Origin of the sequence: Nocardia barduliensis, assembly GCF_013315795.1 — a bacterium.
Lineage (GTDB): Bacteria > Actinomycetota > Actinomycetes > Mycobacteriales > Mycobacteriaceae > Nocardia > Nocardia barduliensis.
The window spans coordinates 19,194-39,996 of sequence record NZ_JABLTE010000056.1 but is presented as its reverse complement, the minus strand read 5'-3'; the positions used below and the strand labels follow the sequence as shown (position 1 = coordinate 39,996).

Below are 20,803 nucleotides of genomic sequence, written 5' to 3'. Positions count from 1 at the left end.
TGCGAGGAAGGGAAACCGGCGCGGGGCGCGTAGTTCGGCGACCGGCGTATGACGCACGCGCATAGGGTTACTCGGCACACCGCGGGTGCTGACAGGATGGAGGCGTGCTCGCGCAGAACAGTCTGAACTCGATGCGGACGAGGGTTCCCTCGATGTACGTGCTGGCCACGCTGGTCGTCCTGGCCGTGGCCCTGCAAGCGCCCCTGGTCCGCGCGGTCGGCGCATCGGCGCGGTTACAGACCGCGGTGACGGTCTTCGCGGGCGTGTTCGTGCAGGCGGTGCCGTTCCTGGTGCTCGGGGTGCTGGTCAGTGGGTGTATCGCGGCCTTCGTCTCGCCCGCTGTGCTGCGGCGGATGCTGCCGCGCAACGAGTCCGCCGCGGTCGGCGTGGCCGGGCTGGCCGGTATGGCGCTACCGGGATGCGAGTGCGGGGTGGTACCGGTCGCGCGGCGGCTCACCGAACAGGGGGCGCCGGGTTCGGTGGCGTTGACCTTCATGCTGTCCGCGCCCGCGATCAATCCCGTCGTGCTGATCGCCACCGCCGTCGCGTTCCCCGGCGAACCGGGTATGGTCGCGGCGCGGTTCACCGGTTCGCTGGCCACGGCGGTGGTGATGGGGCTGATCTGGTCGCGGATCGGGCGTCCGGCGTGGCTGCTCCCCAGCGGCGGGCACGACCACTGCGCGGTGGGCCGCACCCGCTGGGAGGTCTTCACCGAGGCCGCCCGCCATGATCTGTTGCAGGCCAGCGCGTTTCTGGTCCTCGGCGCTGCGGCCGCCGCCGCGCTGCACGTGCTGGTTCCGCCCGCCTGGTATGGACACCTGGCCGGCCAGATGCTGATGGCCATCCTGGTGATGGCGCTGCTGGCGATCGCGCTCGCCCTGTGCTCGGAGGCCGACGCGTTCGTCGCGGCGAGCATGTCGGCGCTGCCGCTGCTGCCGCGACTGGTGTTCCTGGTGGTCGGCCCGGCGGTCGATGTGAAGCTGTTCGCCATGCAGGCGGGTTCGTTCGGGCGCTCGTTCGCGATGCGGTTCGCGCCGTTGACATTCGTGGTGGCCGTGGTGTGCGGCACCGTGGCCGGATACGTTTTCCTGGGAGGCGCCCGATGAGGCGGGAGACGCAGAACCTGCTGTTGCTGCTGATCGGCGGCGCGGTCTTGTGGACCGCGCTCGATGGCTCGTACCTGCGCTACGTGAAGCCGAGCCTGCATCCGTTCCTGGTGATCAGCGGTATCGGATTCATCCTGTTGGGGCTGGTGGCGATCGCGCGTGACATCGGACGCGGCGCGGCGACCGCCGCCGACGAGCACGGCCATTCGCACGGCAGCGGCCGAGTTCACTGGCTGCTGTTGCTTCCCGCCGCCGCACTGCTGCTCATCGCTCCGCCCCCGCTGGGCGCCGAGGCCGCGCTGACCAGCTCCCGCGTCCAGGTGGTGCCACGCGATTCGCCCGACGCCGGACCGCGGCAGCGGCCGTTTCCGCCACTGCCCGCGGACGGCGTGCCGACCCTGCGGCTCGTCGACCTGGTGAACAGGGCTCTGCTGGACTCCGAGCACTCGCTGGACGGCAGGGAGGTGATGATCAGCGGATTCGTCATGCGGCCGAACGATCTCGGGCAGCACGAACCCGATACACCTGCTGTGGACCTCGCCCGGGTAGTCATCACCTGCTGTGTGGGCGATGCCCGGTACGTGCAGGTGCACTTGGCCGGGCTGGCCGAAGCGATCGAGGACGACGCGTGGCTTGAGGTTCGCGGTGTCGTCGAGCCGGGCAGCGCGCAGCACGACCCCGACCTCGTTCCCACGCTCCGCGTCACGGACTACCAGAGGGTGGCGAAGCCGGACCACACCTACGAGCAAGATCGTTGAAACCGCGGCGGCGAACAGGGTGACGACCGCCGCTGACTTTCATCTTGCGTACACCGTTGCCGACGCTCCGGCGAAGACAGCGACATCGTCACAGTGGGCGGTGAGCGATATGACCGCCCGTCCGGTGGCGCCGTCGACGGAGCGGACCGTGCCGCCGAAGGTGATCTCGGCCATGCGGTGGGCATGCGTGAGGACAGGGCTCGCGAACCGCACGTAATAGCTCGCGACGCAATCGGCGGCGCCCAGCCATTCGCTCAGGCAGGCGGCGCCCAGCCCCATCGTCAGCATGCCGTGGGCGGTCACCCCGCGCAGCCCCGCATGCCTGGCCGCTTCGTCGCTCCAGTGAATCGGATTGACATCGCCGGAGACACCGGCGTAGTACACGAGCTCACCGCGCGACAAGCGGAACACGCGTTGCGGGAATTCTCGTCCCACCGTCAAGTCGGGGACAGCCGAGCAGGCGCCTTTCATGGGGGGCGATGATCGCACGTTCTGCGGCGCAGCTGGTTTCGCCGCTGGCGCCGCTGCGCCGAGGTCTAGCATGGCGAGGGTGTCCACCGTCGGTGCGAGATCCTGAGCGCGCCCCGCGAGGGTGGTGTGCACGGTCTGCACCAGGTTCGCCGTCTCGTCACGGATGACGGTGGTGACGGCGATCAACTCACCGCTCGGTGTGGACCGGCGGGAATCGACGATGATCTCGCGCGTCAGCCGATCCCCCGCGACTACGGGGCGATGGCAGTGAATGTCCTGGTCCACTTGGAGCAGGTGCGCTGGGTTGTAGCCGTCGAGCGCGTCCCGCATCTGCGAGCGTTGCGCGAGGGAGCCGACCGCCGAGGCGAAAGTGATCGGCGCGACCAGGCCCGGGTGGCCGAGCGCGACGGCGGTGGCGTCGTCCCAGTGCGCGGGGTGGAAGTCCTGGACGGCACGGGCGAAATCCCGGACCTGCTCCCGGCCGACCTCGTAGTGGTCGAGGCCGGGGAAACTACGGCCAACGGTGGGGTGTGGGGACATGACGACTCCTGCGGTCACCGGTGGGTACGAGCGGCGAAGATCCGTTGCCCGTGGGCTGCCAACGGCTGCTCCGGTCCGGGCAGAACCAGCCGGGCGGGCAGATCGGCCGCGATGAGCTCGGCGCGCCACTGCGTTTCGGTCAGGAAGATCCGGTCGGTCCCGGCACGCACATCGTCGCGACCGGGGCGGACACCGCCGGGTCGGGGAGACATCAGGAAGTGCATGGAGGTGAGCAACTGGCAGTGTTCCCGACAGGACTCGATGACGACGAGGTGACCGCGGGGGCGCAGCGACTCGCGCAGACGTGCCAGCGTCGCGCCGCAGTGCTGCGCGTTGTGCAGCACATTCGCCGCCAGGATGATGTCGAAGGACCGCCGCGGCGGCAAGTCGGCGTTGAGATCGAGCAGATCGAACCGCAGCCAAGGGTAGTGCGAGAAACGCGCACGGGCGGCGTCGAGGAAGAACGCCGACACGTCGGTGAAATGGTATTCGACCGGCAGACCGTCGAGTACCGGCAGCAGGTCGGCGGTGGTGCCGCCGACCCCTGCGCCCAGTTCCAGGATGCATACGGGGTGGCGGTCGGTGGCGAGATCCGCCACCGCCCGGCCGACGACCGCGCCGGCCGCCGCGTTCAGGTATCTGTTCACCGGGTTGTCCCGGTACGCGGCCTCGGCGGTGAGCAGGTCGGCGTCCGGGAACAACAGTTCCTGGGCCAGTACCCGGTCCCGCAGCAGATCGAGCGCATGGCGGTTGGCGGCAGCGAAGAACCGCGCGAGCTGTGGGGAGAACCCGAGATCGGCGCAGACTCGGTCGAGCTGCGCGCGGTTCGGCGCCGCGACCTGCCGGAGGGACGAGAAAGTACGCCCGTCCTCGTGGTCCAGCCATCCGCGCGCGGCGAGCAGGCCGAGCCAGCGGCGCAGCAGCCAGCGATGGCGTGGCGCGACGGCCAGCGCTGCCGCGATCTCGTCCTCGGTGCGCGCCGCACCGCCGGACAGGGCCGGTCGCAGCGCGTCCGCCATCGCGCGCAACCCGAACAGGTCCAGGTCGTCGCGTGCGGAAAGGCAGTGTCGCGCATCGAAATCCGCGACCGCGGCCGCGGCGCGCCCGGCGATGTCGAGAGCCTCGTCGGTGGTCATCGCGCACCGTTCAACGGCGGGATGTTGTGATTGGCGCGGAACAGATTGCCGGGGTCGTAGGCGGCTTTGAGCTGCTGCAGTCGTGCGTAGGAATCGCGGTGGTAGGCGCGGCGCACCCGTTCTGGTGACGCGGTGTCGTCGAGGATCCCGATATAGGGCCCGCCTGCCGAACAGCCTTGCAGCGCGTCCACCACCTCGGCGATCCACCGCCGTGAGTGGTCCAGGTCCGTCCCGGCGGGTCCGCCGGAGAACATGACCGCGTGGTAGGCGGCGTCGTGGTATCCGAACGCCGTCGCGTCCGCGGGCACCCGGCGCAGCGCGCCACCGAGTTGGTGGACGGAGACGAGCGAATACGGTGTGGGCATGGCGGCCGCGAGGTCGATGAGCGCGTCGACGGCGTCGTCGTCGAATTCGCGCAGCCATTCGGTTCCGGTTGCGGTGCCGTGGCCTTCGTGGAACGCCTGTTCGGTATTGCGTTGCAGCTGGGGATATTCCAGCGGCCGGATGAGGTCGAGCTCCGGCTCCCCCAAGCGCTTCAGTCTCGCCAATTCCGTGCGGGCCCGGTCGGCGGGTCCGAAGTAGGCGACTGTGATCGCCGCCATCGGCGGCCCCTCGGGTGCGGTGGGCGGCCAGTGCAGCAGGGTCGCGCGCAGCGCCAACTCGTCCGGGGCCTCCGCGCAGAGTTCGCGGAACTCGCGGAAGACTCCGCGTCCCGCCTCGAGCCGGAACAGCAGCGTGCCCGCGTGCACGGGGCCGATCGGATGCAGTTCGAACTCCACAGCCACGACGACGCCGTAATTGCCGCCGCCGCCGAGCAGCGCCCACAGCAGGTCGGGGTGGTGCTCGCGGCTGGTGTGCACCAACTGTCCGTCGGCAAGCACCACCTGGGCGGAACGCACGCTGTCGCAGGTGAAACCGGCCATTCGCTGCAACCACCCGCTGCCGCCGCACAGCGTGGAGCCGATCACGCCAACGGTGGACACGTCCGCCCCGGTCACGGCGAGGCCGTGCCGGTGGCAGGCACGATCGAAGTCCGCCCAGGTGACGCCCGCGCCGACGGTGGCGCGCCGGGCGCCGGGATCGATGGTGATGGTCCGCAGGCCCGACAGATCCAGCAGCAGCGCGCCGTCGGCCGCCGCGTGCCGAGCGACCTCGTGCCCGCCGCCGCGGATCGACACGGCCATCCCGTGCCGCCCCGCGGTCGTGACCGCGGCCCGCACGTCGGGGACCCGGGCGCAGCGCACGACGGCGGCAGGTCGCTGGTCGACAGCGGTGTTCCAGCGTCGCCGCGCCCGGTCGTAACCCGGATCACCCGGCAGCAGGACCGGGCCTCGGCAGGCCGCGCGCAGGTCGGCGAGGTGGTCCGCGGGTCGTGTGGTGGTCATGGGGCGGCGAACTCCTCGGAGACGATGATGGGAGGCGGTGTCGCTGCGGCGCCGAGCAATTCGAGATAGTCGGTGAGGACTTCCGGCATCCGGTGCCGCACGTAACGGGCGAACGGGTCGTTGCATACGCGGTGCGGCGCGTCGGCACGCACGGCTTCCAGATCCGTTTGGTGTTCGGGCCGACCGGCCGCGAGGAGCCGGGCGTCGGCCGAGTCGAGCAGGACCGCGCATTCCGGCGGCAGCGCCGCCGCGAGCGCGGCCGGGGTGACCGCGTCCGCCGCGTCGTGGTCGAGCAGCGCGTTCGGGATGCCGGTGACCAGGGTCGCGTCCCGGCCTACGGTGTCGGCGAGCGCGCCGATCCGGTCGGCACCGCGGCCGGGCAGGTCACGCCACGCGACGGCGCGGATCGGGCCGGGTTCCGGCGCGTCTACGGTCAGCACCACGTCGTAGCGGTATCGGGTCAGCTCGGTGTCGTCCCGCATCGGCTTGGCGTAACAGGCCACGCGCACCGATCGCGGATGCTTGCGAGCGGTCCGAGCGAAGAACCGAGGGTCGCACAGGAGCTCTTCGTCGGCCTCCAGCCGGGCGGCGGCTCGCCGGGCCAGGTCGTCGGCGCTCAGACCGGGATCGCGGGCCAGCTCCAGCCAGTTCGCGAAATCTCGCGCTCCGGCGAGATTGCGGATGTCACCCACGACGACGGCGCCGCCGGGCGCGACCACGTCGAGTGCGTCATCGAGGACGGCGGCGAGGTACCGCTCGTCCGGGAAGCACTGGGTCACGCTGTTGAGCACCACGCAGTCCGGACGCCCGCTCGCGTCCAGGGCACGCAAGGCCGCCGTCACCTCGCGCGCGGTGAGCTCGTGCGCGGCGGCCCGCAGCACCGACACTCCCGGGAGCCGCCGCTCGCGCAACCTCTCCACCACGGGCTCGGCCGGATCGAGCCCCACATAACCACGTGTCGAGGAATGCAGCCGGTGAACGAGAAGCCCACTGCCACAGCCGATCTCGAGGACGATACCGGGCTGTCGGCGACGCACCAGGCCGACGGCGTGATCGATCCACTCCAGCATGTGCTCGCGGGGGAACGCCGCGCCGGTGTCGGAGGCCCGCCATCCCGACAGATCGAGATCGTCGCCGTGGCGTAGCTCCGCGGAGGAGTAGACGTACTCGTACACGTGCCGCCAGTGCTCGAGGTACTCGATGAGCAGTGCCCCGGGGACAGGCCGCACCGCGACGGCTTCGGCGGCGGGGCGCACCACCAGCGCCGCGCGCCGCCCGTCCCACCATGCCGAGCCGACCCAGGGATGCCGCCCGAGAACGGCGGCCAACTGATCCGTCACGGCTCGCGCGCCTCCGATACCGCCGCGAGTTCGGCCGCGGCGAACATGCGGTACACGCGTTCGGGATCGTTGGCCGCGTGCGCCCGCCCTCCGTGCACGTCGCGCCAGAAACGCTGCACGGCGCTGTCCGGCCGCAAGGCGCGGCCACCGGAGCTTTCGAACAATCGATCCATGGCCGCCACCGCACGCTCGGTGCCGCGGACCTGGTCGCGGCGCAGCCGCAAGCGATCACGCGGTCCGATGGGCCGGTCTGCCGCCGCCAGGGCGTACAGGTCATCGATGTTGTGGGTGAGCTGGCGCCAGGCCGCATCGATTTCGGTGGCGGCGAACGCGATGCGTTCCAGCGTGGCCGGATCGTCGCGCAATCGGTCGCCGCGATATCCGGTGTCCTTGCGCGCGTCACCGGGCAGCGCGGCCCGCACCCGGTCGCTCTGCTGCTCGAGATACGCGCGATAGCCGCCGCGCGCCATGCCGACGATGGCGGCGGTGATGGCGCTGGTGTGCAGGCAGCCGAATGGAATCCGGTACAGCGGTGCGTCGTTGACCTGCTGTCCGGGCGTACGGCAGGCGGTCACCGCGTCCGAGGCGAGCACCCGGTGCCCGGGCACGAACACCTCCTCGACATGGATATCGTTGCTCCCGGTGCCCCGCAGGCCCATCGCCTGCCACACGTCGGCGACGACGTAGTCCCCGGCGGGCACCAGGAAGGTGCACGAATCGACCGGTTCGCCGTCGACCATGACCCGTGCGCCCAGCAACGCCCACCGCGCGTGGTCACAACCGGACGCGAAACCCCAGGTGCCGGTGAGCAGATAGCCGCCATCGACCGGGACGGCAGTGCCCGTCATGGCGTACGAGGAGCAGATGGGTGTGTCGACCCCGGAGCCCCAGACCTCTTCTTGGGCGAGTCCGTCGAAGAGTGCCAGGTTCCACGGCGATACGCCGAGGACGGAGGCGACCCACCCGGTCGAGCCGCAGGCCGAGGCCAGCTCGGCGGCTGCCGTGTAGAAGACGACCGGATGCGCTTCGTGTCCGCCGTAGCGGCGCGGGCGCAGCAGGCCGAAGAACCCGGTCGCGGTGATCTCCTCCAGCGACTCCGCCGGAATCCGCCTGGCCTGTTCGGTGTCCTGGGCACGCTTGCTCAGCGTCGGCAGCAGTTCACCGACCGCGGCCAGTACCGCGGCGGTGGCGTCGTCGGTCATTGCGTTGTCCTCCATAGCGAGTCGGGTTGTCCGGGCACGGTCGGCGAGACCGTCATCGTCTGTACCGGTGCGGTCTCCAGGTGCGGGGAGCCGTCAGCGGGTGAAGCGCAGCAGCCCGGTCGTGGGGTCCGCGTCGGCCAGACGCAGCCCGGCCGTGCGCGCCTCGGCGGCGAGCCGGTCGGCGTCGGCCGGCCAGACCTGGTGTTCGGTGCACACCTCCTGCACCAGTCGGTCGCCGTCGTAGGTGCGGTAGGTCATCCGCCAGACGAGGGTTTCCGCGTCCACCGGGTCGGCCCGGCTCCAACCCTCGTACCGCAGGTCACCGGCCCTGGCGGTGGTGTAACGCCGTTCCGCCGACGGTTCGACGCGGCCGGGACGCTGCACTTCGACCACCGCGTCGGCGCCCGGCGCCAGCGCGTCCGCGATGGCCGCCCACACCCGGGGACGGGTCACGGGATCGAAGTGCCCGATCACACCGAGGGCGACCACCGCCGCGCATCCCGTGGGCAGTCGGATATCGAGGAACCCATACGGCAGCACCGTGATTCGTTCGCGCAGGTCTTTGCGGGCGGCCAGTCGCGACAGCAGCACCGCGCGCATCGCGGCGGCCGGTTCCACCGCGACGATCCGCGCGTCCGGCAACGCGTCGGCGACGAGCATCGTGGACAGTCCGGTGCCCGCCCCGATGTCGACCACCGGTCCGGCGATGGTGTCCACCTGGGCCAGCAGTTTCGTCAGCACCGGTTCCACACCCGCCACGTATGGCGTGGCCATCAGGTCGTAGAACTCCGCCGCGGCGGCATAGTCGTCGGTCACGGCTTCTCCGATTCGTCCAGGCTCGCGAGCAGTTCCGACACCAGGTGGGCGACCGTCAGGACGGCGGGCGGACGCAGCAGCGCGTAGTGGTGGGCCGCGACCGGCCGGGTATCGATGACAACGTCGGTATGCGCTGCCCACCCGAGGTCCTCGAGATCGGAGCAGTCGTCGACTCCCATGCCGACACCGGAGTTGTGCGGCGCGGGCAGATCGGCGCGCACCAGGAGCATCTCGAGCCCCTCGCCGTCGAGATGACCGGTGTGGTGGGTACCGAGGGCCCGCAGGTGCCGCCGGAAGATGTCCTCCCTGACCCGCTGGTCGGCCGGGTCGCCGCGCTCGACGAGTCCGGCGGCAGCCAGTCGACGCCGGATCTCGGCTCGCTGCCGCTCGTCCGGATCCCTGTCGAACTCGGCGCCGAGCGTGGCGGTTTCGAGGTCCAAGTCGAGGAAAGCGGCGAGGGATCCGAGGTAGCGCGTCCAGAATCCGCGCCCGTCGACATGATGGATCCGGTCGGCGATGTTCGAGTCGAGCAGGATCAACGCCTCCACGGTGTCCCCCGCGGCGCGCAGCCGGCGTGCGACTTCGTGCGCGATGATGCCGCCCATCGACCAGCCGCCGATCCGGTATGGGCCGGCCGGCTGGTGCGCGCGCACCACGCCCTCGTACACCCGCGCCAGCTCGGCGATCGTCTCCGGTCCCGGCGCACCGGCCAGTTCCGGGTCCTGTATTCCGACGATCGGTGCTCCGGTGTCGAGCGTGCGAGCCAGATCGACATAGCAGAGCACATCGCCACCGGTCGGGTGGATCAAGAACAGCGGGCGTCCCACTCCGTCGCGCAGCGGCACCAGGCAATCACCCGGGACGGACGGCTCCGCGGCTTCGTGCCGCGCGGCCGCCGCGACGGCCGCCAGCGTGGGGTCGGCGAGGAACTCCCGTGGCGAAACGGCCAAGCCGAGCTCGCCACGCAGGCGGTTGAGCATCCGGATCGCGAGTACCGAATCGCCTCCGATGGTGAAGAAGTCGGTGCCGCGGTCGAGGCCACCGGGGACGTCCACCATCCGCTGCCACAGTTCGGCGACGGCGCGCTCGGTCTCGGTGGCCGGCGGGCCGCCCACCGCCGCGGGCACCGGTGCGGTGACGCTGTGCGCGGGTCGTTCGGCATCGGGTACCGCGAGCGGCGCGGTCCAGGTGTCCGGCCGGTCCACGAGCGCGGTGATCAGGTCGCACACCTGCGCGAACAGACTGTCCAGCACGCCCGGCGAGAACAGTTCCGCGACCGCGTCCAGGTTCACGACCACCGAGTCGTCCCAGTCCCACTGGAACACCTGCATGTCCAAGGCCACCTGTGGCGTGCGCACCCGCTGGTAGAAATCGCGAACGCCGACCGTGTCGGGCGTCCCGCCCGGCGGATTGAGCCCGAGGGTGCTGTGGAAGACAACCGGCGCCTGGGGTGCGGTGTCGCGCCTGCGCCGCGCCAGTTCCCGCAGCACCTCGACGCCGGTGACCTGTCCGTGGTCGAGCATGGTGGCGATGGCCTCCTGCACCGTCCGGGCGGCGGTGAGGAAGGTCGGCTGCGCGGGCAGGGCGATGTCGAGCAGTACGGTGCCCGCGTACGGGCCGATGGCGTGGTCCAGATCGCGCGGAAGGTGCAGGCGGTTGAGGTAGAGCACGTTCAGCAGGAATCGGCGGTGCCCGGCCAGCCGGGCCAGCGCCGCCGCCCAGCAGGTGGCGAACGCCGTGGTCGGTGTGATGTTGTACTCGGCGCAGCGATCGCGCAGGACCGCCATGCGCTCGCCGGATACTCGGAACTCACGCCGCTCCAGCGTGTCCGGACGCACCTGATCGAACGGCACCGCCAGCGGTAACGCGGGCGCGGGCGGAAGATCGTCGATGCGTTCCCACCACCAGTCGCGCTGTGCTCGCCACTCCGGTTCGCCGCGCTGGCGGGAGATCGTTTCCACGTAGTCGCCGAAGTGCGCGGTGAGCGCGGGCAGCACCGTATTGGGTTCGTCGAGGTAGGTGAACAGCTCGGTGAACATCAGCTGCACCGACCACCCGTCGGCCACGAGCAGACTGCACACGATGTGCAAACTCAGTTCGTCGCCGGGAAGCCGGACGGCGGTGACGGCGAACGGCCACGGATCCAGCCGCGGGCCGGAGCGCTGCACATCGGCTCGGATGGCGGCCAGCCGCCGGTCGATCTCAGCCGCATTCGCGGTCCGCAGGTCGAGGTGGATGATCGGCAGCGCGGCAAGTCGCGGATCACCGGCGGGCAGCACCTGCTGCGTGCCGTCCGGTAGGAAGACCGCCCGCAGCATGGGCTGGCGTTCCACCTGCCGTCGCACCGCCTCGTCCAGAACGGTCGGATCTATCCCGGTGAGCCGGAAGTCGACATAGTTGTGCGCCGAGTCGTAGCTCAGGGCGTACCCGTGCTGCTGACCGACCCAATATGCCTGTTGCAGCGGGGTGAGCGGGAACGGCGCGGCCGGGTCGGCCTGGCGCGCCAGCTCGACAGCCGTCGCCGCGATACCGGAGCGCCGCTCGGCGATCAGCTCGATGAGATCGGCGAACGAGAGATCCCCGACCAGCTCCGCCACGGGCACCGCGACACCGAGTCGGGTGCGCACCATGGTGGCCATGCGCACCGCCAGAACCGAGTCGCCGCCCAGGCCAACGAACGTCGAATCAGGCCGCAGCACATCGATTTCCACGTTGAGAACCTGCGCCCAGATCGCGGACACGGCGGCGGCCACGTCGTCGTCCCGGTCTTCCCGTCGCGTACCGGCGTCCGGTACGGTCCACGCCTCCGGATCAGCGGCGAGACGGCGCAGCCACTCCACGTAGGAAGCGAAGGCGGTATCCGCGGCCACGGGATCCAGGACGGTCTCGAGGACGTCCCATTGCAGACGCAGTCCCCCGGCATCCACGAACGCCTGGTGGTCGAGCCACACTTGCGGCGTCTGGCTCACGCCGTGCACGATGCGGCCCGCCCACTCCAGGTCCGGTGCGCCGCCGACCAGCTGGGCCATATCGAGGGCACTGGTGAACACCACCGGCAGCAGCCGGCGCTGCCCGGTGCGGGTGGACAGTTCGGCGAGCAGATCCAGCGCCGAGTACTCGCGGTGATCGATGTCGTCGAACAGTCGCCGCTGGGTGCGGACGACCCGCTCCGCGAAGGCGCCGCCATCGGTGCGATCGACTTCGTGCGCCAGGAGCGTGGTGAAATCGCCCACCGCGCCGTCGATCCCGGGCAGCGCCACCGGCCGGTCGACCAGAGTCAGCGACAGGGTGAACCGCTCGTCGCCGGACCAGGCGGCGAGCACGTCCGAGTACGCGGTGAGCAGCACAGCGGAGGGCGTGACGCCATGATCGGCGGCCAGCCGCCGCAGCCCCTGCCATTCCGCTGGTGCGAGACGGTCCGCACGGCGGCCGAACCAGGGCTGGGTCTGGGTGCGGCTGATGGTCGGCAGGGCGGGCGCCCCGGGCAGGTCGTCCATCCGGCGCCGCCAGTAGTCGATCGCCCGCTTGCGGTCCGCGGACTCGGCGCGTGCCTCGGTATGTGCCACGTAATCGGCGAACCGGGTCGGCAACGGCGGCAGCACCGCCGCCGGGTCGGTGTAGAGCAGGCGCAGATCTCGATCGAGGACGAGGAAACTGCCCGCGTCGCAGATCAGCGCATCGATGCCGATGAACAGCCGGGTGGTGGTGTCGTCCAGTAGGGCGGCGCGCACATCGAACAGGGGCCAGCGGTCCGGACGGTGCACCCGGTGCGACAGCCGCCGCCGCAGGTCTTCCAGCGTGTCCGCACGGGCCCGGCCGGTGGAGCCGGTGAGATCGTGGCGGCGGATCCGGTACTCCGGCACCTCGGCGAGGATCTGATTGCGCCCGTCCTCGGTGACGACCGCCCGCAGCATCTCGTGCCGCCGGATCGCGCGGTTCCACGCCTGCTCGTAGCGATCCAGATCCAGCTTGTCGCAGTCGTATTCGAGATAGATGTGACACGCCACGTCACTCAGCCCGAAGGCGCCCGACCGGCCGACCCAATACGCGTGCTGCACGCGGGTGAGCGGGAACGTGGCGTCGGCGACCGGCACGTCCGCGCGTACCGGGAGTTCGACCTCGGTCGCGAGGGGCTCGGGTACCGCAGGCGCGGCCGCGACGGACGATGCCGGGCGGCGGCTTCGCAGCAGCGCCGCGAAGGCCGCCACAGTGGAGTGAGCGAGCAGCTCCCGCATGCGGATATCGGTGCGCTCGCCTTCGTTGAGAATGTCGAGCATCCGGGTCGCCAGCAGGGAGGTTCCGCCGAGCGCGAAGAAGTCCGCCTCGGCGCCGGGGACCCGCTCCCCCAGCAACTCCTCCCAGAGTGCGGCGATCTTGTCCTCTTCCGGACTCTCGAACGTGCGCGACCCGCCAGGTCCCGATACCGCGGTCGGGGCCGGTGATTCCGGTGTTCCGTTTCCACCTACCAGGTCAGGGGTAGGTAACGTCGCCGGTTGCGGCCCGTCGTTTCTCGTCGGCGGTTCGGGCCGCCGGTCCGGTTCGGTCGCTTCCGTCCGCCCGTTGGGCACCGCCGGTTCACGAATGGGCAATGCCGGTTCGTAGGTAGGCGACACCGGTTCACCGGTGGACCACACCGGTTCGGGGCCGGACAACACCGATTCACCGGTAGACCACGCCGAATCGCGGGCAGGCAGCACCGAATCACTGATGGACCACACCGATCCGCGGGCAGGCAGTACCGAATCGCGGGCAGGCAGCACCGAATCGCTGGTGGACCACACCGGTTCACGGGCGGACAACACCGGTTCTGGGGTGGGCAGCACCGGTTCTGGGGTGGGCCGCACCGGTTCGCGGACCACCGATACCGCCTGCGTTTCGACGACCGCTGGAGTCCGCTCCGCAGAGGGCGCGAGCGCCGCCGACGCCTCGATCCGTACCTCTGGACCGAGCTGGGGACGGCTACCGTCCTGCGCTGATCGGGCCTCCCGCGCGACCGAGGCCGGTCCGGTGACGTTGGGCGGCTCGATCCACACGCTGCGCCGTTGGAACGGGTAGGCGGGCAGGCGCGTGCGACGGCGGCGGCGATGCAGAGCATCGACGTCCACCGTCGCGCCGGTACACCACAGCTGACCGACCGCGGTGAGCAGCGCGGCGCGATCCGGTGCGGTGTCGCCGGTGCGCTCGTCGGCTTCCGGAAGCGTTGTCAACGTGGTTGTCAGCGTGGTTTGCGTGTTTCGGCGCGCGAGCGCGGCGAGGGCGCTGCCCGGTCCGACCTGGACGAGGACCGTCGCAGCCGCGGCGGTCGCGGCCCGCAGCGCGGACGCGAAGAGCACCGGTTCACGCAGATGCCGCGCCCAGTGCTCCGCGTCGAAGGATCGGGTCCTGCGACCGGTGAGGGTGCTGTAGAGCGGCAGGGTGGCCGGTGCGGACGGCACGTGCTCGGCAGCGGAGCGCAGCGCCGTGGCCGCCGCGGCGACCGCGGGAGAATGCAGCGCCGCGTTGACGCGCAGCCTGCTCGCGCGAATCCCGGCGCGGCCGAGGGCGGCCGACAGCGTCTCGATGGCGTCGACCGGTCCCGAGACCACGCAGGCGTCCGGGCCGTTGACGGCGGCGAGCGCGATCTCCGGGTAGCGGGCCACAGCGGCGCGTACATCCTCCTCGCCGAGCGTGATCGCCAGCATCGCTCCGGGCGCGGTGTCCGCCAGTGCGACGGACCGCACCGCCACCAATCGGGCGGCGTCGGGCAAGCTCAGCGCTCCCGCCACCACGGCGGCGACGTATTCGCCCAAACTGTGGCCGATGACGGCGTCGGGCTCGATGCCGTAGTGGCGCAGGGTCGCCGCGGTGGCGACCGACACCGCGAACAGGGCGGGCTGTCCGTAGCGCACGTCGTCCACGTCCTGCGCGGGAGCGCGGCCGTCGACGATCGCACGGATGTCGTAGTTCAGCACCGGCTGCATGGCTTCGGCGCATTCATCGATGCGAGCGGCGAACTCGGGCTCGTCGCGATAGAGCCCGGCGCCCATGCCCGAATACTGCGCACCGGCGCCAGGGAACGCGAAGACGATCTCCGGTCGCCTGGACGGTACCGGCCCGACGGCAACGGGCCGCGAGTTCGGGTCCTCGTTCGACAGCAGCGCCGCGGCACGCCACCCCGATTCCGGATGCGGCCCGCGCGAAACGGTATAGGCGTAATCGGCTCTGGTTTCCGCGGTCACACCGGCATCGGCCTGCGCGATCTGCTCCCGGCATCCGGCTTCCGTGACCGCCGAAACCAGGACCAGTTGCGCGCGCGGGTCGGGATCGCTCGAACCGCCGCGCACGGGAGCTTGTTCGAGCACCGCGTGACAATTGGCGCCGCCGATACCGAAGGAACTCACCCCTGCGATCCGGGTTCCGTCGCGCTCCGGCCAGTCCCGGGTGTGCTCGACGACTTCGAACAGCCGCCGGTGGCGTTCCAGGTCGGGATGGGCCGGACTGGCGTGCAGCGTCGCCGGAATGCGCCGATGGGCCAGGGCGAGGGCGGTTTTGATCAGTGACGCGATGCCCGCCGCGCTGTTGGTGTGGCCGATATTGCTCTTCACCGACCCCAGCGCGATCGGCTGTGCCGCCGTCCGGTCGGCGAACACCGCAGCCAGCGCCGCCAGCTCGATCTGATCGCCCAGTGGTGTCGCCGTGCCGTGCGCCTCGATCAGGTCCACCGCGTCGATCCCGATATCGGCGACCGCGAGCGCCTCGGCGATCACGCGCGCCCGCCCGGCCGCCGACGGAGCGGCGAAACCGGCCTTGCCGCCACCGTCGTGGTTCACCGCGCTGCCGCGCACCACCGCGTAGATCGGGTCGCCGTCGGCGAGCGCGTCCGCGAGCCGCCGCAGCACCACCACGCCGACGCCTTGGCTGTGCACCATGCCCGTCGCGCCCGCTCCGAACGCTCGGGTACGACCGTCCGCGGAGAAGATCGCGTCGGGCACGTGCAGGTAGCCGCGTCCTTGGGGGACGATCAACGACGCGCCCCCGGCCAGAGCGGCGTCGCATTCCTCCGACAACAACGCCTGCGCGGCAGTGTGGACCGCGACCAGCGAGGTCGCGCAGGTGGCCTGCACCGCGACAGCGGGTCCGGTGAGGTCGAGCCGGTAGGCGATCTGCTGCGGGAAATAGTCGGTGAGCGTGCCCATCTCCGCTTGCAGCCGGCCGATCGGATCCCGTTCGGCATCCGCGCGGTAGGCGGCGAGATTGTGTTCCAGGTAGTCACTGGGTGAGGTCCCGGTGAAAACGCCGACCGCGTCGAGACCTGTCCCACCTCGGTATCCCGCGTCGCCCAGGGCGTCCCATGCGCATTCCAGCAGCAGCCGCAGCTGTGGGTCCATCAGTTCGGCATCGCGCGCCACGATGCCGAAATGCTCCGGCTCGAAACGGTCCTGCCCGTCGATCACCGCGCCGACGGGTACGTAATTGCGGTGCGCGCGCAGTTCGGCGGACACGCCGCGCGCGGCGAGCTCCGCGTCGTCGAACCGGGTCAGACCTTCCCGGCCCGAGGCGATCAGGTCCCAGTACGCGGCCAGGTCGGGCGCACCCGGAAACCGGCAGGCCATCCCGATGATGGCGACGGCGTTGTCGTCGTTCACGATTCGATCTCCACTTCCGAGTCCACCGTCAGTTGTCCGCGCAGCATCGCCAGCACCGGGCAGGAAGCCTCGACGAGCCGATGCAGCTCCCGATACCGTGCCGGTTCGTCCGGGCCGCCGACCTGGGCACGGACGCGGATGCGCCCCGGCGGTGCGGGATCGGCGAGCCCGAAAACGGGACCGAGATCCACATCGGCGGTGACGTCCACCGACAGCGAACGGATGTCGATACCCAGCCGTGCCGCGTGAAACCGGTACGTGACCGCCTGACAGGCGCCCAGCGCGGCCAAGGCCATGCCGATCGGGTCGGGACCGGCGTCACCGCCCCCGGCCGCCACGGGTTCGTCGACGACGAGGCTGTGGCGTCCGATGCGCACCGACATCTCGGTGGGGGTGCCGGAGCGGTGGGCGGTGTGGACGGTGAATCGCTGTCTGCGGTCGGCCGCACGGCTCGCGGCGGAACGCAGCCGGAATACGGTGTCAGCGAACGACATCCGCGAGCCTCGCTTTCGAATGGTGCGCACGGCGGCGGCGGCCGCGCGCGGCGGCGGCGGTGAGATCGATCGGCACGGCATCGGCTTCGCTCGGCGACGCGCCCGGCGCGACACGCTCGGCGATCCAGTCCGCCAGCCGCCGGACGGTGCCGAGCCGGAAGATGTCCGGGACCGTGAGCGCCGGGGTGAGGTGCCGCAGCCTGCGATGGGCGCGAACCAAGGTCAGCGAGGTCGCGCCGAGATCGTGGAAGGGGGTGGTCGCCGCGACTGCTGGGCCGAGCAGATCGGTGAAGACCTCGGCGATCACGGCCTCCACCCGCACGCGGGCGGCCGTGGCCGTCGTGATCGCGGGGGTGAGCACGAGTTCGGCCGCTTCGCCGAAGCTGACCTCGGCGGTCAGCCCGCCCGCCGTGGCGGCGGCATGCAGTCGGCCGACCCACTCCCCCGCGTCGGTCGCGGCGGCGTCATCGACGGGTTCCGCGCGCAACGTCAGCGTCAGTCCGAGCGCCTCGGCCTGTCGCGCCGCGTGTAGTAGCCAATCGTCGGCCGGGGTCCACGCCTGCTCACCTGCCGCACCCGGTGTGCCCGGGAGATCGCCGGAAGCCGCTGCGGCCGTCACCACGAATGATTGCGCGGGATCATCTGGTGGGGAGTGTTTTTCGGGCGTCGGGCGGGAGGACCCGTCGACTGCACGACCGTCCTCGGCCGGGGCCGTCGCGGCGGTGGCGCCGGGACGGAACGGGTTCGGCAGCCGGGCATGGTCGACCTTGCCGTTGGACGTCAACGGCAAGGCGTCCAGTCGCACCCAGCGGGACGGCACCATGTACTGCGGCAGGTGTCGCGCCGCGTGGTCGGCGAGATCCGTTGTCCGCGCGGGCGCGTCATCGGTCACCAGGTAGGCCACGAGCTGCGGACGGTCGTCCGCCCCCGGCACGGCCGCCGCCACACAGCGGCGGACGCCCGGATGACGGGCGAGCACGGCTTCGATCTCGCCCAGTTCGATGCGGTGGCCGCGCACCTTGACCTGCCGGTCGACCCGGCCGAGGAACTCGATCGTTCCGTCGGGACGCCATTTGCCCAAGTCACCGGTTCGATAAAGCCGCTGCCCCAGCCGGTCGTGCCGGAGGAAACGGCGCGCGGTCTGCTCGTCGTCACCGACATACCCGCGGGCCAGACCGGCGCCTCCGATGTGCAGCTCACCGGGGACACCGATCGGACAGGGCAGTCCTTCGTCGTCGAGTACGAGAAACGACTGCGCGCGCAACGCCGTGCCGTACGGGATGCTGGTCCATTCGGGCCGCACCTTCCGGATCGGATAGCAGATCGACCAGATGGCGGCCTCGGTCGCCCCACCGAGGCTGATCACCCGCACGTGCTCGCCGATCACCGCACGGAGCCGATCCGGCAGCGACAGCGGGATCCAGTCCCCGGACAGCAGCAACACGCGCAGCGAGCGCAGCCGAGCCGCAGCCGCCGGATCGGCCTCGGCGTATTCGACGAGCATCTCGGCGAGCGCGGGCGCGGTGTTCCACACGGTGACCTGATGCGCCGCGACGAGTTCACACCAGTGCCCCGGATCGCGCAGCCCCTCGGCATCCGGCAGGACCAGCGCGCCGCCCGCGCCGAGCACGCCGAAGATGTCGTACACGGACAGATCGAAGCTCAGTGCCGAGAGTGCGAGCACCCGGTCGCTGGGGCCGACGCCGAAGCGGTCGTTGATGTCGTCGATGGTGGTGCGCGCGGCGCGATGTTCGACCGCGACGCCCTTCGGCTCACCGGTCGATCCGGAGGTGAAGATGATGTAGGCCAAGGTGTCGTCCGCGGCGGCCGGCGGCTGGTCCACGGTGACAACACCGGACGCCGACTCGAGCGCGTGCGCGGTGACGTTCTCGGGCAACTCCACGCCGGGTGCGGCCACGGCGTGCGTGATCCCGGCACGGCGACAGACCGAGGCGATCCGCGACGCGGGCCAGTCGGGCTCGACGGGCACGAATGCCGCTCCCGCCCAGAGGACTCCGTAAACGGCGACGATCTGTGCCGCCGACTTGGGCGCGAGAACCGCCACCCGTTCCTGTGGCCGGACCCCGGCCGCGATCAGCCGCCCGGCCAGCGCCCGTGCCCGCGCGCGGACCTCGCCGTGCGTGAGCATTCCCGTGGAGGACAGCACGGCGGCGGCATCGGGCCGCGTCGCCGTCTGGTCGCGCTGCGGGTCGGTGAGCAGCCCGGCGCCGAGTCCGGGTGGCAGCGGGTGCACCGACTCGAAAAGCGGGTTCCAGCCCAGGTCGACGGTTTCCCAGGCGGCCTCGTCCTCGGCCAGCCGACGCAGCAGGCGGGCATGGGCGGTGAGCATCTGCGTCACGAAGTCGGGCGGGAAGACCTCCTCGACCGCGTCCCACGCCAGCCGCAGTCCACCCGCTTCGTCCCAGACGATGTGGTCGAGGGTCACCTGCGGGGTCTGCGACACGCCGAAGATCTCGTCGCCCAGCCAGCCCGCGGCTGGACCCTCGGACTGGCCCAGGCCCACGCCGCTGGTGAAGACCACCGGATAGCGCGGGGCGAGGTCGGGCGCCTGCTCGCGCTGCACCTCGACACCGCTGTAGGAGCGGTGTTCCAGATCAGCCCAGAACCGTTCGTTGACGCGGCGGGCGAAATCGGTGAAGCCCTGCCAGGATCCCACTTCCGGCGACGGCATCTCGACCAGCGCGGTGGTGCTGAAGTCACCGACCACGCCTTCGATGTCCGCGCCGTCGTCGGGCCGGTCGAACAGGGTGGCGTTGAGGCAGAACGCGTCGGTGGCACCCCAGCGCGACAGGGTGAGACCGAAGGCCGCGAGCAGCACGGCGGTAGGGCTCAGTCCGCGCCGTGCCGCGTGCGTGGTGAGAGCCGACCAGTGTGCCGGACTCAGCCGTTCCTCATGACGGCGGAAGTGCGCGGTGCGAACGCTTTCCGGTGCGACGGCGTAGGGCAACCGCGGGCCGGGCGGCAGTACGGTCAGTCGTTCCTGCCAATACGCCTTGTCCCGCTCACGTCGCGCCGTTTCGGCCGTCCGGCGTGCGCGCAGTACCCGCAGGAACGACGTCGAGGGTGCGGGCAATACGGCGCCGGGATCGGCGACGAACGATCCCCACTCCCGCATGAGCTGAATCCAGCTCGCCATGTCCAGCATCATGATGTCGAAGCCGACGAACAGCCGGATCGCGCCGGATGGCAGCAGCGCGGCGTGGATGTCGAACAAGGGTCCGGTCGCGGTGTCGCACACCTGATGCGACTTCTCCCGCCGTAGGCGCGCCAGCTCTGCGGAGGCGTCGCTTCCCGGGTCTCGCAGATCGGTGATCCCGATGCGGTAAGGATGTCCGGCCGGTAGCACCCGCTGGCGGCCCTCATCGGTGACGACGGCCCGCAGCATGTCGTGACGTGCGACGACCTTGTTCCAGGCCGCCTCCAGCACGCCGACCTCGGATCGCCCGTCCACCGCCGCGAACCGCTCCGGGTCGCGGTCGAACTCGAAGTAGTAGAAGGTCGCTACCCCGCCGAGTGGCATCCCCTCTTCCCGGCCGACCCAGTAGGACGCCTGGATCGCCGTGAGCTCCTCCTCGTCGACGGCGTCGGGCGCCGCGGCGGTGGGCGACGGCGCGGCATCGGCAACGGGCGCGTGATCCCTTGTCGCGATGCGCTTTTCCACTTCGGCGCCCAGTGATTCGAGTGTGGCTCCGACGAAGGAGGCGAGCGGGACGCGGACGCCCGTTCGTTCGGCCAGACGCAGATGTAGCCGGGCGGCCAGGAAAGAATCCAACCCGAGCTCCTGCAACGGGCGCCGCGCGTCGATCTCGCTCGCGTCGATTCCGAGAACCGTTGCGGCGCAACGGCGAACTTCATTCACGGTTGTCGGCATCTCCAGCCCTTGCTCGGGTAACTCAACGCGCCTACACT

11 protein-coding genes are annotated in these 20,803 nt (G+C 70.8%); 2 read left to right on the top strand and 9 right to left on the bottom strand.

Annotation, left to right across the window (positions count from 1 at the left end; genetic code table 11):
* Positions 1-131: 131 nt before the first annotated feature.
* Both HOV91_RS23045 and HOV91_RS23040 read left to right on the top strand, forming a co-directional pair.
* The gene (locus HOV91_RS23045; RefSeq protein WP_174187513.1) at positions 132-1,106 is read left to right on the top strand and encodes a permease; all 975 of its coding nucleotides are present in this window, start codon (positions 132-134) and stop codon (positions 1,104-1,106) included.
* Entirely contained in the window at positions 1,103-1,864 is a 762-nt protein-coding gene (locus HOV91_RS23040; RefSeq protein ID WP_174187503.1) for a TIGR03943 family putative permease subunit, read from the top strand. Before HOV91_RS23045 ends, HOV91_RS23040 begins: the two co-directional genes overlap by 4 nt.
* A gap of 39 nt (positions 1,865-1,903) precedes the next feature.
* Here HOV91_RS23040 and HOV91_RS23035 read toward each other — a convergent pair whose 3' ends face one another.
* The 9 genes from HOV91_RS23035 to HOV91_RS22995 form a co-directional block, all read right to left on the bottom strand.
* Positions 1,904-2,875, bottom strand: coding sequence for a fused (3R)-hydroxyacyl-ACP dehydratase subunits HadA/HadB (locus tag HOV91_RS23035; protein ID WP_174187502.1), 972 nt, complete (start codon positions 2,873-2,875; stop codon positions 1,904-1,906).
* Positions 2,876-2,889: 14 nt separating this feature from the next.
* Positions 2,890-4,011 (bottom strand): class I SAM-dependent methyltransferase, encoded by a 1,122-nt coding sequence (locus tag HOV91_RS23030; RefSeq protein WP_174187501.1) that lies wholly within the window; start codon positions 4,009-4,011, stop codon positions 2,890-2,892.
* Complete coding sequence (locus HOV91_RS23025) at positions 4,008-5,396, bottom strand: FAD-binding oxidoreductase (RefSeq protein WP_174187500.1); 1,389 nt, start codon at positions 5,394-5,396, stop codon at positions 4,008-4,010. Before HOV91_RS23025 ends, HOV91_RS23030 begins: the two co-directional genes overlap by 4 nt.
* Complete coding sequence (locus tag HOV91_RS23020; protein ID WP_174187499.1) at positions 5,393-6,736, bottom strand: class I SAM-dependent methyltransferase; 1,344 nt, start codon at positions 6,734-6,736, stop codon at positions 5,393-5,395. Before HOV91_RS23020 ends, HOV91_RS23025 begins: the two co-directional genes overlap by 4 nt.
* Positions 6,733-7,938 carry a 3-hydroxy-9,10-secoandrosta-1,3,5(10)-triene-9,17-dione monooxygenase oxygenase subunit gene (hsaA, locus tag HOV91_RS23015; RefSeq protein WP_174187498.1) on the bottom strand — a complete coding sequence of 402 codons (1,206 nt, stop codon included), beginning with the start codon at positions 7,936-7,938 and terminating at the stop codon, positions 6,733-6,735. The genes HOV91_RS23020 and hsaA overlap by 4 nt, the downstream gene beginning before the upstream one ends.
* 93 nt (positions 7,939-8,031) lie before the next feature.
* Positions 8,032-8,754, bottom strand: coding sequence for a class I SAM-dependent methyltransferase (locus HOV91_RS23010; protein ID WP_174187497.1), 723 nt, complete (start codon positions 8,752-8,754; stop codon positions 8,032-8,034).
* Positions 8,751-16,379, bottom strand: coding sequence for a type I polyketide synthase (locus HOV91_RS23005; RefSeq protein WP_174187496.1), 7,629 nt, complete (start codon positions 16,377-16,379; stop codon positions 8,751-8,753). The genes HOV91_RS23010 and HOV91_RS23005 overlap by 4 nt, the downstream gene beginning before the upstream one ends.
* Positions 16,376-16,873 (bottom strand): OsmC family protein, encoded by a 498-nt coding sequence (locus HOV91_RS23000; protein WP_174187495.1) that lies wholly within the window; start codon positions 16,871-16,873, stop codon positions 16,376-16,378. Before HOV91_RS23000 ends, HOV91_RS23005 begins: the two co-directional genes overlap by 4 nt.
* On the bottom strand, positions 16,860-20,765 hold the full coding sequence (locus HOV91_RS22995; RefSeq protein ID WP_246350586.1) for a non-ribosomal peptide synthetase: 3,906 nt from the start codon (positions 20,763-20,765) through the stop codon (positions 16,860-16,862). The genes HOV91_RS23000 and HOV91_RS22995 overlap by 14 nt, the downstream gene beginning before the upstream one ends.
* Positions 20,766-20,803 lie beyond the last annotated feature (38 nt).

What these genes read in the sequence shown, in the direction of transcription:
- HOV91_RS23000 (WP_174187495.1), bottom strand. Translation starts at nt 16,873, where the DNA reads ATGTCGTTCGCTGACACCGTATTCCGGCTGCGTTCCGCCGCGAGCCGT.
- HOV91_RS23040 (WP_174187503.1), top strand. Translation starts at nt 1,103, where the DNA reads ATGAGGCGGGAGACGCAGAACCTGCTGTTGCTGCTGATCGGCGGCGCG.
- HOV91_RS23035 (WP_174187502.1), bottom strand. Translation starts at nt 2,875, where the DNA reads ATGTCCCCACACCCCACCGTTGGCCGTAGTTTCCCCGGCCTCGACCAC.
- HOV91_RS23025 (WP_174187500.1), bottom strand. Translation starts at nt 5,396, where the DNA reads ATGACCACCACACGACCCGCGGACCACCTCGCCGACCTGCGCGCGGCC.
- hsaA (WP_174187498.1), bottom strand. Translation starts at nt 7,938, where the DNA reads ATGACCGACGACGCCACCGCCGCGGTACTGGCCGCGGTCGGTGAACTG.
- HOV91_RS23030 (WP_174187501.1), bottom strand. Translation starts at nt 4,011, where the DNA reads ATGACCACCGACGAGGCTCTCGACATCGCCGGGCGCGCCGCGGCCGCG.
- HOV91_RS23045 (WP_174187513.1), top strand. Translation starts at nt 132, where the DNA reads ATGCGGACGAGGGTTCCCTCGATGTACGTGCTGGCCACGCTGGTCGTC.
- HOV91_RS22995 (WP_246350586.1), bottom strand. Translation starts at nt 20,765, where the DNA reads ATGCCGACAACCGTGAATGAAGTTCGCCGTTGCGCCGCAACGGTTCTC.